Source organism: Pseudofrankia sp. DC12 (genome assembly GCF_000966285.1).
In the GTDB taxonomy this organism is placed as follows: Bacteria; Actinomycetota; Actinomycetes; order Frankiales; family Frankiaceae; genus Pseudofrankia.
On the sequence record NZ_KQ031391.1, the window covers coordinates 3147119 to 3162227 of the forward strand.

A 15109-nucleotide genomic window follows, 5' to 3' on the forward strand; every position below is an offset into this window, starting at 1 on the left:
GCTAATTCTCAAGGAGCGCCATGTAGGAACTTACCATTGTCTCAGCCGAGTATCTTCTGTTTACATGTGACGCCAGCTCATCTTGAAACCCAGTCCTCTTTCCGTCGTGACGTCGAATTAGATCGATCCAAGCGGAACGTCCCGGCTCCACCGCGGCACACATCGGCAAACCATCAAGCATCTCACCGACCGCGCCGACGCGCGAAGCCAACACAGGAGTACCTACCGCAAGACTTTCCAGAATCACCATTGGAAACGCCTCCCAGAGAGACGGAACGACCAGCCAATCACTCCGCGCGATGGCGCCCAAAGGGTCATTAGTCGCGCCTTCCCAGCTCACATTGCGCGCCGCGGCGAAACCATCTTGGAGGCTACCTGTGAGCGGGCCATCGCCATAAATTTTCAGCACACTCGAACCGGCCTGGGACTCTTCCCACGCCGCCAAAAATGGCCCGAGCCCCTTTTGCTCCGTGATCCGACCGACAAAAGCGAACTCGGTTAGACCGCTTTCCACTACTCGAGGATTAGAGATCGCCACCGATGGAAGACCGTTCGCCACCACCGCCACGTTCTTCGCTGCAGTCGAACGCATAAGATGCCGACCGTGTCCCTCGCTGAGCGCCACCACCACGTCCGCGAATCCCAAACATCTAGCAAGATCTCGAGGATACCGATGATGGCGCTGACCAGGACGATCCGGGAAAGCATGGTGACTGGCTGCGACCCATTTCCGCGCGCGCCCACTCCTACGCATCGTCATACCAACAAGCATCTCGGTGCGAGTAACTCCCGTTATCACGACATCGGCCCGCTCCTCAATTAGCACTGTTACGGTTGGGCGCTGGCGCCGCAGGACTACTCCTGCATCAAGACCGCTTGACATCGGGCCGATGCCCTGCAGGCAAAGCAGATCGACAGCGAAGCCCTGACGAAATAGGCCATTAGCGAGAAGTACCCGTTGGCGCTCAGCTCCGCCGATTCCAAGCGTGTTGGTTGTGACGAGGACCTTCATCCGAGATCCGACCTCCTTCCTGATAGCTCGTCTAGGAGACGTCGCGCGACCTCCGATGCGGACCACTCGTTCTGGTACCGCAGCCGTGCCTCGGCACCAAGTCGGACAGCAACGTCGACGTCACTCAGCCTGTTAAACGCGTCAACAAGGCCGCCTGAATTCGCGAGGTTCACAATAGGCGCGCCGGGAGCCTGATATTCGGGAAGGCCGCCGACATTGCTAACAATGCTGCACACCGAGTGCTGCGCTGCGAGAACTTGCACCCCGCTCTGGCTCGCACTCGTGTAGAGGCTCACGTTGGCTTTAGCCCTCCGGAGCACCGGGAGCAAAGAACTATATGGTTGATCAGCTGAAATCCAGACGACATTAGCCCACTGAGCACCGCTTACCCCATGATCAGTCGGAGTTCCCGTCACGATGAGCCGATCGCCCTTATAGCCCTCGGACCCAACATGCACCGACCAAGCTTCGAGAACGGTGCGAACATTTTTATAGGGTCTCGCTCGTCCGAAGCAGACGAAGTCGCGGCGATCAGTTGCCGGATCGGGGACAGCACCAAGATAGTCGCTTGTGAGCGGCAGACGCATTAGCGGCTTTCCAGTGCCTCGAAGCTGGAGAGCAACCGACTCGCTAAAGCAAGCAAGCAAGGAAGCCCGCTTCCGGAGAGACCGTCGCGAGAGTTCCTTCCAGCCAGTATACCGATGCGTCTCGTCATGGGGTACGGCGTCATGCACGGCCACTACCGCCGTGTCTGCCAAATCAATCAACGCATGACTATACCGCGGATCCCAAGTCTCATCGACAACGACTGTGTCAAAGATGGTACTGCGCAACGTAGCCAGCTTACGCGCGAACCCGGCATTTCTGAGGTCTTTGATTCGCGCCGGACCTACATAGATCGGGACGGACGAGATCGTTATCGAAGGCGCACGGCCGACGATTACCTGTACCGAATGTCCATGTTTAACGAGGGCTTCTGCGTGTGCGACCGCCAGGTCGGCAAACCAGGCAGACGCCAGCAAGAATCTAGCCATGGAGACTGGTTCCCCTCGCCGTATGCAAGCCTATCCCCGATGCCAAACCTCGGACGATATTCCACGCCTCGACCATCTCAGATCGACGTCGACGCACGGCTCCTCGAATCGCGCGTCCGCAGGCGTCCAACGCGATTTCTCCGACCGTTCGTCTCCTGACGCTCCTCGAAAACCACTTTCGAGCAAGAAGATATCTGTTCCTCGCGGCGTAGAAGACCGGCATTCCGTCAGTTGTCTGACTTGCTTTCGCGCTCTCCACCAAGAGGATCTTCCGACCCATCTTGCGCACGGTTAGACACAGGTCGACGTCTTCGTAATACAAAAAGTATTGAGTGTCGATCGAAGTCCGCTCCAGGATCTCCCTACGAACGAGGATTGCTGCGCCATCAATCCAATCAACGCGTGAAGTTCCACATGCGCGCGCGTTACGGTAATGGCCGATTCTGCACCTCCCAGCATCGATCCACCCTCCCGCGCTGAAAACATCGCCGCTCGTGCGGCTCTTGAGAAGTGGCCCGGCAACCGCGCTTTCCGAATCCGATTCTAATGCCGAAATAAGATTTGAGAGCGCGCCGGGTTCCAGCTGGCAGTCGTGAGTCAAGAGAAGAAAATAGTCTGGCCGCAAACTCAGATTTCGTAGAACCCCCAGATTCATACCAGCCGCATAACCACCGTTCCGATCTGAGGCCACGATCTCCACCGAGGGCCAGGATTCGAGCTGCTTTTCCAGAAGATCAAGTTCATCGACTCCAGAATAGTTATCTACAACGGTCACCCAAGTAGGTATGACCGTCCCATCGAATAGGCACCTCACGACATTTGCCGTACCTGCTGCGCGCCGATAATTGAGGATAATCGCGGATACGTGCGCCATGCGGAGCGGCCCCAGTTCTACGACTTGTCTTCGATATCGGCCAGCTTGATATATGCCCCGTAGAGTCCCTGGTATATATTCCTCCCTTGCTCGAAGCTGAATTCGGTACACACCTTTGCGTACGCCGCCTGGCCGAATCTAACGGCGACGTCGTCATCGAGGAACTCGATAATCGCATTCACCAAGCCTTTCTGATCACCGACGGCAACGAGGATGCCAGTATCCGCTAAGAGGGCAGGAGTTTCTCCGACTGGAGTCGCGATGCTTCCTCGGCCGTACGATCCGGCTTCCAACAGCGCCATCGGCAATCCCTCCGCTCGGCTCGGGAGAATGATTGCCCTAGACTGTCGAAAGATCTCAATGACGGTGTCGTGAGTACACTCCCCAAGCACAGTGCAGCCTTCCAGACCAATGAACACACCTGCCATACCTGCGTCCCGGCCGACGACAAGCAGCCTAGATGCCGGAGAATGCGCGACCACCTTTTCCCATGCTTGTGCAAGGACATCAGCGCCTTTTCGAGCGCCGACAGCGCCAGCGAATACAAACTGGTGACCTGATATTCCCAACGGGGGCGACGGAGGAATTGGAACAAAATTCGGCAACACGTCGACAGCCCGATCCAACACTTTGGCGATCTGCTCGGCCTGTAGCGGCCCCAGGCAATAGATATCGTCAGCTGCCGCCAGAACCCCTCGCCCAAAAATAGAATTCGAGGCCAGAAAGTCGATGGAGCTACTACCATGTATTGTTACGATACATGCCGCACCCTTAAGCTTTGCCAGCCACAGCAAGACGCCTTCCCTCACAAATGATCCACGCTGCGACAGATGTACATGCGTTAGCCATCGTTCCGGAGGCTGGCCTGTCAGCAAGACGTAGGCAGCCTGGCAAAACAGAACCGCCTTTTGTTGCGGCGACGCATCCGGCCGATAGCTTGCGACGTGAGATGCTTTATGATCGGTCATCTCGTGGATGTTTCGAATGACCGAACCAATACCACCGGGACCCGTTGGATCATCTCCAATGATGAGCACCGGAGCCAACTGAGTCCGGATCTTGGTGGGCCTCCATCGATTTACCTGCGGCCAGCTTCTGGTAAGCGATCTGATTCGCACCTCATGCTCCCGGACGATAGATTTAGCTAATGCCGTCCGTGGCGCGAGTATGCGCCAACAGGCTCTTGCGAAGGCGCGGCACCGTAGTAGCCGCCGGCAGACGACTTACGCACGTGGTTACCGATCAGACCGAGGATATTGCCGCCGGCAGTTCTGACGATCTCGGTCGAGTTTCGGAGCTCATCTGACCGAGTTTTCCCAATATGAGTCACCAATAGGGCGCCACCCGTGACCCTTGCCAACAGCGCTGCATCGGTGACGGGCAGGAGCGGTGAGGCATCAAAAATGACGAGGTAGCCGGCATTGATCAACTCATCGATCAAGGCCTGCAAGCGTTCGGAACTTAGAAGCTCGCTCGGATTCGGTGGCACGGGACCTGCAGCCAGAATGTAAAGGGACGCATTCTCCCGCCATTGCTGCAAGGCGTGATTGACTGAAACGTCACCGACGAGGACGTTCGTAAGTCCGACGCCGGCGGGCAACCCGAAGACGTCGGCGACTCGTGGCTTTCGTAGGTCGCCGTCGATGAGTACGACGTTTTCGCCAAGCTGTGCGATGGCGACCGCCAGGTTCGCCGTGACGAGAGTTTTGCCCTCCCCTGCGACCGAAGATGTGACCACAAAGCTCGACAGTTTTTTACCAACCGAAAGAAACCTTATGTTAGTGCGAAGGTGCCGGATCTCTTCCGCTCGAATGCTGCCTCGGATGCCTGCTACGAGTTCCCGCGAAGCAAATGAAGAGTCTTCGGAAATTCCGCCAAGAACGGGCACATTTGTTATCTGGGCGGCTTGTTCGATGTCTCGGATCTTTCGGTCGAGACGGTACCTCAGAGTCGCGAAACTGATCCCCAAGATCAAGCCTATTATAAGTCCTAGCGCCACGTTTACCTTTGTCCGTGGCGAGACCGGCCTTTCAGGCAGGGTTGCCTTTCTTGTCACCGAAACTTGAACAGGAGATGATCCACCACTGTCTGGTTTCTCTATGTCCTGGATCACCGTCGGGAAGTTGTCGGCGATCGAATTGGCAATTGCCTGGGCGAGCTCAGGAGAGTGATCTTGGACTGCGACGTCCAGAAGCACGGTGTCAGTAGGCGATGAAGCAGAGATCAAGGAACCGATCGACTCTGTAGAAGTGGTAAGTTTGAGTTGAGACTTCACCAGATCGGTCACTGCTGGACTGTTGACAATCTGAACGTAGGAGTGCATTCGCTCCGTGGTGAAGTTTCCACCTTGGTAAAGCGCGCTAATGTCGCCGGCTCCGTTAGCGACGGAGACGAACATTTGGATGTTCGCCCGGTAGATCTTGGGCTGATTTATCGAATAGAACCCGGCTGCGGCAGAACAAATTATCACCAGGCTTAGCGCGGTTAGCCAGTGTGCTCGAACGGCGCGCAGGTATCCAAAAAGATTCATTTTCCCCCCAGCCTTGGAGTCTGTGCGCCCGCGTTGCTTTTGCCGGTCACGGTACTCCATCAATATTTCGGAACTTTAACGCGGAGTTCAGATTAATTCGTTGGTCCAGCCGGGTTCTACGTCATGCGATTCCTGGTCCCGCGTTGGCGGGCCCGGCGGTATTCGCAGTACCTGCGTCTGATCGGGCCCGCGCATCGAGGTTAAGCCGCGGCCCGGGTGAATTTTGCGTCGACGTCGCACTATCACTGGAGTAGGCCGCTCACTGCCAATAGATTCGCGATTTGTTCCGTCAATCAACTCAGAATCGAGTGCCTGGTCGGACGCGAGGCGGGTTTGCGCGGCCGCCAGTCCAAGCATTACCCCGAAGATGAGGTTATTTGAAGGATCCAGCGGCAAGGGTGCGACGAGGCAAACTACTAGGAACGCAGACGCAGCAGCTCCTACAGCCACTCCAGCCGGACGGTGGCTGCGAAGCGCCCACATAACAGACTTTCCAGCAAACCACAGGACGGCTGTCGCGCCAACGAGGCCCGCCTTCACGGCGATCCATAGATAGAAATTATGCGCGTAAAACTGGCCGAGGGTCGCTTCGAAACTACTCGGATCGGTTCCCATTGGAGGCTTGTAGGCGTACCCCAGGCCATGGCCTATGACTGGGTTTTCATTGATGGCCCTCACGAGGTAAGTGTTCTCGAGAAGGCGGTACTGTGCTGAAGGGTCTGTCTGAATAGCCGATCCGCTCAGGCCTCCAAATACTCGTAGCTGGTAGGCCTGGATTTGGCTCGCCAAGTATTTTACAAGGGGATTTTCGGGAAGCGCGGCACGCAACAGTAGGTAGCTGGGGACGACGACTGCCAAGACGACTCCGGCTGCCGCTGTGATTCGTCGCAGCGTTTCGGATGACCGCATGGTTAGTAGCGTGAAGACAGCAGTTGCTGCCAAGGCGATTATTGAATTTCGCGAGAACGCCAAGAGTAGCAACACGAGCGATGGTGCGAGCCAGAACGAGAGGCGATTGACGGAAGGAGTAAAACCTGCTAGATAAAGCGCGAGCAATATGCATACAACGGCGAGCGCCAAGAACTGCGCGTTTCCCAGTACGCGCGTCGCGTCAGCCGCCACGTTATCGCCGAGGTGGGTGGTTTCCTCGCGGCCTGCGAGGCGGACTCCAAGAAGCGGGCCGAGCACAGCCATCGTCGCTGCCTCGACCAACGTCCAGCCCGCAACTTTCATCGCCGTTGCTTGGTGCTCGCTATTGATCACGCTCGCAGCTACATAATATCCCAGTGCCAAGTCGAGGAGGTGACTCTCGCGGAAAATTTGATTCGGCGAATTGGCTCGGTAGAATCCGAGTGCGATTGCAAGGCCGACGACCAGCACGAAGATTGATATCCATCGCGCGGCCTCGGCGCGTGGGCGCAGCGACCTCGCACAATAGATCGCGGCAATCGTGAGGGTAATCTCATAGAAGTATATTATTTGGGGTTTCGGGTGGTGAATCGAGAGCCGAAGACTGTCTGGAAACGCTCCGAATGCTAAGACGATAGTAGCATAGATAGCGAGGTTCGGTTTCAAAACTAGTAGCGCTAGGGCGAACGCTGCGAAGATTAGATAAAGAAGGGTCATGTGGCGGGCAATAGAATAGCCGACCGCCAGTGCGGTCACGACTCCAGCAGGTGTCGAGACGTAATATGACTCTATTCTTCTTATTTGTCGGTTGGCGAGAGGCTGGAGTCCCGCGCTTGAACGGCTACCCGCCATGCGTGTTACGCGACCTTTTCTCGGCTTGCGGAGGCGTAGGTTCAGCCGCGGGGGACAGCGGTTTCATCAGAGGAACATTGTCCGGAACTTCGCCGTTCAGCTTGAAAGTCGGCGGCTCAGCCTCAACTATGGCCCGTTGATGCGCTGCGTAGATCAAATCTTCCCAGTCGAGCTCGTCGGCCTCGCGCGCCAGCGCCAGATTTTTCCGCCCTAGCGCTCCAACGATTTGCATTTGATGATCATCGATGTGTTCACCTTGATCGCGCCTCCTCGGAACCAGGACTGGATACTTCCCGCAGTCGAGCGCAAGCAGAGCAGAGCCTGTCCCAGCATGAGTTACTACGACGTCGGCGTCCGTGATGGCCTGACGTAGATCGTCTGCAGGCATCATCTTGACCGCTCTGATAGGTAGGCCACGAGTGTCCGTCGCCCCAGTCTGCCATACGACCTCGACGTCACTACCAAGAACCTTGTAGAGGCGCTCGATCAACCGCCTAAATCCGTATCGCTCGATCTGGCCAAGAGATACGACGACCTTCTTCACTGAAACCGGTCGAGCAGCGCTGATGATCCGGTAGCCGTCAAAGACCGAGCCCCGGTATGACCAGCGCGCGCTTGCCAGGCCTGGATACTGGGTGTAAAGATTGACCCGTGGAATAACACGTAGAAGTTTTCCCGTGACCGACGGCCCTTGGGCGCGCGTTGCACTTTCGATGTAATGCGTTGACAGGCCCTGGCTCGCCGCGACGGGCAAAAAGGATGCGGCGATCGCAGCGCCTGTACTAACGGCGTGGGTGTATTTCCCGGTCCGGATGATCGGGATCGCACGGGTGAAGTTCACGGCTGCCGACCTGATGTCGCGTGGATGGGTGTACTTGACGTACACAACGTTTTCATCGCTCAGAAGAGACCGACTCTGCTTGGTATCAAAGGTGACCCAGACTACGTCTTGTGGATCAAATGCTCGAAATCTCGGCCTCAGTCGGTGAAGCTGCGTGAGATGACCACCGGTGGAGGCGATCAGCAGCGCAGTCATAGTTCCCCCCGTATTCTGTCCGGCCTATCGCGCGTCCGCGCCGAGGGGCCGGTTTTCCTGTCCTTAATGTCGCTTGGCGACGAGAAATAGCTAATAGGATGACAATACGATTGAGTCACTAGGCTGGGTCTGGAGCGCGGACCTCGGCATTAACGCCTGATGGTCGCCACTGGCGTATGGTCGGTGACCCTCTGTAGCGGGCCAGTGTCGGCCCTCACCTGTCGGTAGATCGGCCCTCCCCCGGGAGCTGATGCCGCAAGTCAAGCCAGCCGGGCTTGAGTGCGCTGGTCCGTGGCGCCCGACTGGCTCAAGTATGCACCTCAGGTGTCGATGCGGGACCTCCGCTGCGCCATTGTCTCAGCCTTCTCTAGTTTCTGTCAGCTGGCGCCCTATCGACGAGGTGACGAGACGCCATCTGAGGCGGCCTCGTTCCGCCTTTTTCCAGAGAACGGATTTGACCTCTGGAAAATTTGAGCCTCGGGACTCGGTTTCCGGGACCGTACCGAGTCCGGCATTGTTCGGTTGTTGAGGGCCCGGCGTCGGATTGCGGATCTCTGCCCGCTTGCCGCCGGACCGCTGACGGCGGAGGAGATTGCTGAGTGCGTCCGACGTTGAGGAACTCGCGGCGCGGGTCCGTCCGAATCCAGCGGGCACAGATCAGCGCAGGAAATACGGTTTCGACGATGTTGCGCAATTGATCAAGAAAGGGACCGAGGCTTCATCCGGTGGCGGAACGACTCGCGATTGATCATCTGGCGTGACCAAAGTTCCTGCGGAACCGGCCCTAGGATTTCAGCGAGGTCCGCGCCTGTCGGGCGGGCTGGGCGCATGAGATGCTCGCGGCCGAGAGACTGATCATCAACGACGCGGGCTACCCGACGAGTGGGCGGCTTCGCCTAGGCAAGGTGCGGGGGCTGACATCACCGCGGTAGGGGCCTTGCCCGCGGACTGGCATCGTTGACATCACGCCGCATCGCGCGAGGCCGGCCTGGCCCTGGCTACGGTCGACGAGGGCGCCGGCCTGGGCGTGCGGCCCCGGCGGTGATTCCTTTCGGCCCTCGCCTACCAACATCCCGACAGAGAGACATCAGACGTCGACCGCTGTCACCTTGCCAGGGGCAGGTCAGCCGGCGACTGTCTCGATTGGCCATTCCAGGCGGTCTCGGAGACGGGGCTGCGGCCGATGAGGGGGCGCCACCAGGCCTCGTTGTCGCGGAACCAGGCGATAGTGGAGCGCATGCCGTCGGTGAACTCGATCTCCGGCGCCCAGCCGAGCTCGGTACGCAGCTTGCTGGAGTCGAGCAGGTACCGGCGGTCATGCGACGGACGGTCCGGGACGATCGTCTTCAGCGAGTCGGGCAGGCCCAGCTCGGTCAGGATCGTGTCGGCGATCGTCTCGATGTCGGCCTCGACGCCGGACCCGACATGGTAGGTCTCCCCGACCCGGCCCCCCTGGAGCACCGCCTCGACCGCCCGGCAGTGATCGAGCACGTGCAGCCACTCGCGCCGGTTCTTCGTCGACGCGTACAGCGGCAGCTCCTGGCCCTGCAACGCCCGGGTCACGAACAGCGGGATGACCTTCTCCGGGAACTGGTACGGCCCGTAGTTGTTCGAACAGTTCGTGATCGTCACCGGCACGTCATACGTGTACCCATAGGCCCGCACAGCATGATCGCCGCCCGCCTTCGCCGCGTTGTACGGAGTCCGCGGCAGATACGGCGAGTCCTCCGTGAACGCCCCCGGGTCGTCCAGGTCCAGATCGCCGTAGACCTCGCAGGTGGAGATCTGGTGGAACCGGCCCACCCCGACCGTCCGCGCCGCCTCCAGCAGGCTCTGGACACCCATCACGTTCGTCGAGAAGAAGTCACCCGGCCGCAGGATCGCCAGACTGTTGTGCGACTCCGCCGCGAAGTTCACCACCGTGTCGACCCTGTGCTCGCGCAGCAGCGACTCGACCAGCTCCCGGTCCCGGATGTCCCCGTGGACCAAGCTCACCAGACCACCCGACCCGTCCAGCACGTCGGCGAGGTTCTCCCGCAGACCCGCGTACGTCAACGAGTCCAGCCCCACCACCCGGTCACCCGGATGCGAGCTGTGCCAGTAGCGCACGAAGTTCGAACCGATGAACCCGGCGGCCCCGGTCACCAGCAGTGTCGTCGACATGACGTGAGTCGGCCTTTCGCGCTCGATGGTTGATGCCCTGTGATCTGGCTCACTTCTGGCCTCCTCACGGCCGAGGCGCCGTGGCAAGACCACGGAGCTCATCCGGGTGGGCCGTGAAGGCTGCGGCCAGCGCCTCACGCCAAGGGCGGGGCGGTGGCAGCCCGGCATCGACCCAGCGACGGGTCGACAAGACGGAATACGCCGGTCGGGGTGCTGGCCGCGGAAAAGCATCGGTCGTAGTCGGCCGCACCTTCCCCGGGTCCTCGCCCAGCTCCTGCATAATCGCGCGCGCGAAACCGCACCAGCTCACCTCACCTCCGTTGGCGTAGTGATAAATGCCCGATGGCGCATTCGACAGCGCAAGGTCTGCCAGGCCGCCCGCCAGGTCCCTCGACCAGGTCGGAGAGCCCCGCTGATCGTCTACAACTGTCAACATGTCGCGCTCCGCAGCCAGCCGCGTTATCGCTTTCACGAAGTTCTTCCCGGACGCGCCGTAGACCCAGGCCGCGCGGACGACATACGCGGATGGACACAGCGCGAGCAAAGCCTGCTCACCCGCCAGCTTGGTACGCCCGTAGGCGGACACTGGCGCCGTCCGGTCGTCGACCTCGTATGGCTGTTTCGCCGCACCGTCGAACACATAGTCGGTCGAGATGTGCACCAGTCCCGCGCCGACCTCGGAACAGGCCGCGGCCAAATGCGCTGGCCCGGCGGCATTGGCCGCGTAGGCGCCTGCCTCGTCCGCCTCCGCGCCGTCAACATCTGTCCAGGCCGCCGTGTTGATGACCGTCAGCCCACCCTCTGCCCTGGCAGCCGCCGACTGGTCACGAACCACCTCTCGGACCCGCTCCATGTCGGCGACGTCACACTCGGCCCGCGTCAGTCCTACCAAGACCGCCAGCCGCCGATCAGCAGCCAGCAATCGGCACAGGTCAGAGCCAACCTGGCCGCCCGAGCCGATCACGAGAATGCGCACGATACGATTTCCCCCGCCTCATTCAACGACTCGGCGTTGTCTCTAGAAGGCGCCCCAGATAGTCGCCATAGCCGCTCTTCGACACCCGGGGGATCAGCGCTGCAAGTTCGTTGTCGCTGATGAAGCCCTCCCGCCAGGCGACTTCCTCGACGCAGCCGATCTTAAGGCCCTGGCGTTCCTCAATCACCTGCACGAACTGGGCGGCCTGCATGAGTGAGTTGAACGTGCCTGTGTCGAGCCACGCTGTGCCCCTGTCCAGGACGTGGACACCGAGCTGGCCTCGGTCGAGATACTCCTGGTTGACCGCCGTGATCTCAACCTCGCCGCGGGCACTGGGCTTGGTATCCTTGGCGATCTGCAGGACGTCGTTGTCATAGAAGTAGAGGCCGGTCACGGCGTAGCTGGACTTCGGCTTCTCGGGCTTCTCCTCGATGGAGACAGCACGGCGGTGGTCGTCAAACTCGACCACGCCATAGCGATGCGGGTCGGAGACGTGATAGGCGAAGACGACGCCCCCGTCCGGATCGGTGTACTGCCTGAGCTGCTCACCCAGACCGACGCCGTAGAAGATGTTGTCACCGAGAATCAGACAGACCTTGTCCGCGCCCACGAAGTCCGCGCCGACGATGAAGGCATCCGCGAGGCCACGCGGCGTGCTCTGGGTCGCATACTCGAAGTGGCAGCCGAACCGGCTACCGTCACCGAGCAGCCGCTGGAACTGCGCCTCGTCCGCGGGTGTGGTGATGAGAAGAATCTCACGGATACCGGCCGCCATGAGGGTTGACAGCGGATAGTAGATCATCGGCTTGTCGTAGACGGGCATCAGCTGTTTCGAGACACCCTGGGTGATCGGATAGAGACGAGTCCCAGTGCCGCCCGCGAGGATGATGCCCTTCATGCGATGCCCCCGGTATGATCTTCATCGTCAGCGCGACCGCCAAGGGCCAGCTCCGCGAAACCCCCGCCACCGCGCTATGTAACTTACAGGCTGAGAAGTCTGGACAGACTGCGGGGTCGCAAAACCTTGCTCTAGATCTTGGCTGGCTACCTAGGAGCAGCCAGCGTTCGCCACAAGGGGCCTTACGGGCACCGAAGTTCGTAACTTGCTCGACACAGTCCTGGCCGACCGAACCAGTCGCGCGGCGCCGATCGGGGCCCAGATGCCTCTCGACACCGCGAGGCATCAGGCGATCCGCGGCGATGCTGGAGATCCTGCCGAGACAGCAGACCTACCGCTGCCATGTCCGCTATATCCGGGACATGCGGAACGAGGACCCGGACGCGACACAGAACGTGGCCCCTCGTGGCCGCTACGCGACGGCTGACCAGGGCTGATGCGGCTACGCTCCGAGACCATGCAGCTGCGCTCGCCCGCACCGACGCGGGCTCGTCGCCTCGTCGTGCTGGGCGTCGTCAGCCTGTTCGCGACCATCGCGACCTTGCTCACCGCCTGCCAGCCCCCGAATACGGCGAGCGCCGCCACCGGGACGTCGACCCGCCGGCCGCTGACCACCGACCAGCCGCTGACGATCATCGCCCTCGGCGACTCGTACTCCTCGGGCGAGGGCAACGCACCGTTCGACACCGACGCGGCGACCTGTCACCGCGGCGCCACCGCCTGGCCCAGGCTGCTCGGCCAGCAGCTGGCCGGCTCGACGGTGAAGCTCCTCGCCTGTTCCGGCGCCAGGACGTACGCGCTGACGAGCGCCTTCCACGGCCAGCCCGCCCAGATCACCGCGCTGAAGTCGCTGCTGGCCGCCGGAGTCCATCCAGACGTCGTGACGATCACGATCGGCGGCAACGACGCCGGCTTCGGGCCGGCCATCGCCAGCTGCGTCGTGTGGCGCTGCTTCTGGACCGGCCACGACAACAACAGCGTGCAGTTCGTCGAGAACCAGCTACCCGGACTGCTACAGACCGCCTACCAGGGGATAAAGGCCGCGGCCCCGAACGCCAGGATCCTCGTCGTCGGCTACCCGGACATCTTCCCGAGCCGCAGCGACAACACCTGCAGGTGGATGGACAGCACCGAACGGGTCCAGCTCGTCGGGCTCAACGACGACCTCGACCGCGTCGCCAAGCGGGCCGCGGGCAAGGCAGGCGTCGAGTACGTCTCGACGGCCAGCACGCTCAAAGGCCATCGGCTGTGCACCACCAACTCCTGGCTCTACCCGGTAGAGCTACTCGGCACCGGCGCAACGGCCAGCGCTCACCCGAACGCCCAGGGCGAGCAGGCGATCGCGGACGCCGTCTACGGCTACCTCTTCAAGGGCAAGTAGCCAGGCCCACGACGACCGGCCTTTCTCGTCCGGGCGTACCGCGTCAGTCGATCCCACCACCACCGACGGACCGGTTCGGCGGCGCTTCCCAAGCCGAGCGACGCTGGCAGCGCTGGCAGCGCTGCGTCCTCACGTGACCGGGCCACGCTTGCCGGCCGCCGCCGCCACGAGCGAGACCGGCCCGGCCAGCGCCTCGCGGATCAGCGACGCGCAGACCCGGAAGGCCTCCAGCGGCGCGCCGTAGGGGTCGCCGAGGTCGTCGTCGGTCTGCGGCCCGGCCGCCGTCCAGCCCCGCCGGGCGGCCGCTTGCTCCACCAGGGACCGCATCGCCGCCTGGGCGTCGCGCCCGTCGAGCTGCGCCGGGTCGAGCCCAGCCGTGGCCCGGTGGAACTCGCGCAGGGTGAAGGTGCGTCGCAGCGCGCGGGGGTTCTCGGTCAGGACCTCGGAGCGGTGCTCCCGGGTCGCGCACAACACCAGATCGGCCCGGTCCACCGCGCCCGCGTCGAGCTGCCGCCCGAACGAGCCGGCCGCCTTCACGCCAAGCTCGGCCAGGGCGCGGACCGCGTGCGGGTGCATGGGCTCGTCGACGAGCGCGTGGGTACCGGCGCTCGCCAGCGCGAAACCAGACGCCGCCGGGCCGAGCTGCCCGCGCAGCTCCGTCAGGCACAGCCACTCGGCCATCGGCGACCGACAGATGTTCCCCGTGCAGACAAAGAGGACGCGGAAAGGCCGGCCGAGCTCCCCAGGCCCGCGCCCTTCGCCCGCGGCACCCGTGGCCGGGCGGGGTGGCCAGGCGCCCGGAGCAGCCCCCGCCCCGGGCGAGCCGTCGTCCCGCCGCTGCACGCTGGCCCAACCCCACTCCGCACCAGTCCGCGGCACCAGAGCCCCGGCGCCAGCCGACAGCATTATCGCCGGCCGTGCGCAAGCCTGGCCAGGGCGAGGACCGTGAGGCCGGCCGCCACGCGGCCCAGCACGCCGGCGACAAGTCGAGCGACTGGCGGGGCTGGTACGACATCGCCATCCCGCTGGGGGATGATCGCTACGACGCGCATCTCGCCGAGCTGCCGACGAGGAGCTATTCATGAGCACTGTCAGCTGGGACGACGCGAAGCGGCGCGCGGAACAGACCCGCCAGGCCGCCGGTCACCACGTGCGCACGGAAGCTGAGCGCGCGGCCGGACAGCGCCGGCTCGACGACGAGATCCGCGCCTATCGACTCGCGGAGGGCGCGACCGCTCGCTGACCCAGCGGGAGGTCGCCGAGGCCTTGGGCGTCTCCGGCCCTCGGGTCTCCGACGTCGAGCGCGGAAACCTCGACGTCGTCTCTGTCGCCGTCCTGCGCGCCTACGTCGAAGCACTCGGCGGCCAGCTCAAGGTGACCGCGGAATTCGGCGACTCGGCCTACCTCGTCGCCTGACCAGCCCTTCGCGGGCCCCGCCCGCGGT

General features: G+C 61.8%; 15 protein-coding genes. 5 read left to right on the top strand and 10 right to left on the bottom strand.

Annotated features, from left to right (window positions below):
• Position 1 precedes the first annotated feature (1 nt).
• From FRADC12_RS29650 to rfbA, 9 genes are all read right to left on the bottom strand, one after another.
• On the bottom strand, positions 2-1012 hold the full coding sequence (locus tag FRADC12_RS29650; protein ID WP_084010624.1) for a glycosyltransferase: 1011 nt from the start codon (positions 1010-1012) through the stop codon (positions 2-4).
• Between the two features lie 1026 nt (positions 1013-2038).
• Positions 2039-2920: a glycosyltransferase family 2 protein gene (locus FRADC12_RS34880; RefSeq protein ID WP_084010626.1), complete on the bottom strand. Its 882-nt coding sequence runs from the start codon at positions 2918-2920 to the stop codon at positions 2039-2041.
• Between the two features lie 17 nt (positions 2921-2937).
• The gene (locus FRADC12_RS29660) at positions 2938-3957 is read right to left on the bottom strand and encodes a glycosyltransferase family 4 protein (protein WP_157488829.1); all 1020 of its coding nucleotides are present in this window, start codon (positions 3955-3957) and stop codon (positions 2938-2940) included.
• 107 nt (positions 3958-4064) lie between these two features.
• Positions 4065-5450, bottom strand: a complete 1386-nt coding sequence (locus FRADC12_RS29665) for a tyrosine-protein kinase domain-containing protein (RefSeq protein WP_198152879.1) — start codon at positions 5448-5450, stop codon at positions 4065-4067.
• Between the two features lie 87 nt (positions 5451-5537).
• Positions 5538-7115: an O-antigen ligase family protein gene (locus FRADC12_RS29670; protein WP_198152880.1), complete on the bottom strand. Its 1578-nt coding sequence runs from the start codon at positions 7113-7115 to the stop codon at positions 5538-5540.
• Between the two features lie 85 nt (positions 7116-7200).
• Complete coding sequence (locus FRADC12_RS29675) at positions 7201-8247, bottom strand: glycosyltransferase (protein WP_084010633.1); 1047 nt, start codon at positions 8245-8247, stop codon at positions 7201-7203.
• Between the two features lie 1104 nt (positions 8248-9351).
• Entirely contained in the window at positions 9352-10410 is a 1059-nt protein-coding gene (rfbB, locus tag FRADC12_RS12470) for a dTDP-glucose 4,6-dehydratase (protein WP_045876769.1), read from the bottom strand.
• A 64-nt stretch (positions 10411-10474) separates the two neighbouring features.
• Positions 10475-11386 (bottom strand): dTDP-4-dehydrorhamnose reductase, encoded by a 912-nt coding sequence (rfbD, locus tag FRADC12_RS12475; protein ID WP_232303753.1) that lies wholly within the window; start codon positions 11384-11386, stop codon positions 10475-10477.
• Positions 11387-11408: 22 nt separating this feature from the next.
• Entirely contained in the window at positions 11409-12284 is an 876-nt protein-coding gene (rfbA, locus tag FRADC12_RS12480; RefSeq protein WP_045876770.1) for a glucose-1-phosphate thymidylyltransferase RfbA, read from the bottom strand.
• Between the two features lie 302 nt (positions 12285-12586).
• On the opposite strand from rfbA, the gene FRADC12_RS33825 reads away from it, so the two are divergent.
• A complete protein-coding gene (locus FRADC12_RS33825) occupies positions 12587-12721 on the top strand; it encodes a hypothetical protein (RefSeq protein ID WP_255355189.1) in 135 nt (44 codons plus the stop codon).
• On the top strand, positions 12721-13665 hold the full coding sequence (locus FRADC12_RS12485) for an SGNH/GDSL hydrolase family protein (RefSeq protein WP_232303754.1): 945 nt from the start codon (positions 12721-12723) through the stop codon (positions 13663-13665). The genes FRADC12_RS33825 and FRADC12_RS12485 overlap by 1 nt, the downstream gene beginning before the upstream one ends.
• Positions 13666-13794: 129 nt before the next feature.
• Here FRADC12_RS12485 and FRADC12_RS32210 read toward each other — a convergent pair whose 3' ends face one another.
• Entirely contained in the window at positions 13795-14571 is a 777-nt protein-coding gene (locus FRADC12_RS32210) for an arsenate reductase/protein-tyrosine-phosphatase family protein (RefSeq protein ID WP_255355190.1), read from the bottom strand.
• An 11-nt stretch (positions 14572-14582) separates the two neighbouring features.
• Between FRADC12_RS32210 and FRADC12_RS31220 the strand changes: the two genes are divergently transcribed.
• From FRADC12_RS31220 to FRADC12_RS32220, 3 genes are read left to right on the top strand one after another with little or no spacing between them, the layout of a single operon-like run.
• The gene (locus FRADC12_RS31220; RefSeq protein ID WP_198152881.1) at positions 14583-14750 is read left to right on the top strand and encodes a hypothetical protein; all 168 of its coding nucleotides are present in this window, start codon (positions 14583-14585) and stop codon (positions 14748-14750) included.
• Positions 14747-14908, top strand: coding sequence for a hypothetical protein (locus FRADC12_RS32215; RefSeq protein WP_198152882.1), 162 nt, complete (start codon positions 14747-14749; stop codon positions 14906-14908). Before FRADC12_RS31220 ends, FRADC12_RS32215 begins: the two co-directional genes overlap by 4 nt.
• A 23-nt stretch (positions 14909-14931) precedes the next feature.
• A complete protein-coding gene (locus FRADC12_RS32220; protein WP_232303755.1) occupies positions 14932-15081 on the top strand; it encodes a helix-turn-helix domain-containing protein in 150 nt (49 codons plus the stop codon).
• Positions 15082-15109: the final 28 nt, after the last annotated feature.

Coding starts and splice junctions, on each gene's coding strand:
- FRADC12_RS29665 (WP_198152879.1), bottom strand. CDS start 5,450: ATGAATCTTTTTGGATACCTGCGCGCCGTTCGAGCACACTGGCTAACC.
- FRADC12_RS12485 (WP_232303754.1), top strand. CDS start 12,721: ATGCGGCTACGCTCCGAGACCATGCAGCTGCGCTCGCCCGCACCGACG.
- FRADC12_RS32215 (WP_198152882.1), top strand. CDS start 14,747: ATGAGCACTGTCAGCTGGGACGACGCGAAGCGGCGCGCGGAACAGACC.
- rfbB (WP_045876769.1), bottom strand. CDS start 10,410: ATGTCGACGACACTGCTGGTGACCGGGGCCGCCGGGTTCATCGGTTCG.
- FRADC12_RS33825 (WP_255355189.1), top strand. CDS start 12,587: ATGCTGGAGATCCTGCCGAGACAGCAGACCTACCGCTGCCATGTCCGC.
- FRADC12_RS29675 (WP_084010633.1), bottom strand. CDS start 8,247: ATGACTGCGCTGCTGATCGCCTCCACCGGTGGTCATCTCACGCAGCTT.
- FRADC12_RS32210 (WP_255355190.1), bottom strand. CDS start 14,571: ATGCTGTCGGCTGGCGCCGGGGCTCTGGTGCCGCGGACTGGTGCGGAG.
- FRADC12_RS34880 (WP_084010626.1), bottom strand. CDS start 2,920: ATGGCGCACGTATCCGCGATTATCCTCAATTATCGGCGCGCAGCAGGT.
- rfbA (WP_045876770.1), bottom strand. CDS start 12,284: ATGAAGGGCATCATCCTCGCGGGCGGCACTGGGACTCGTCTCTATCCG.
- FRADC12_RS29650 (WP_084010624.1), bottom strand. CDS start 1,012: ATGAAGGTCCTCGTCACAACCAACACGCTTGGAATCGGCGGAGCTGAG.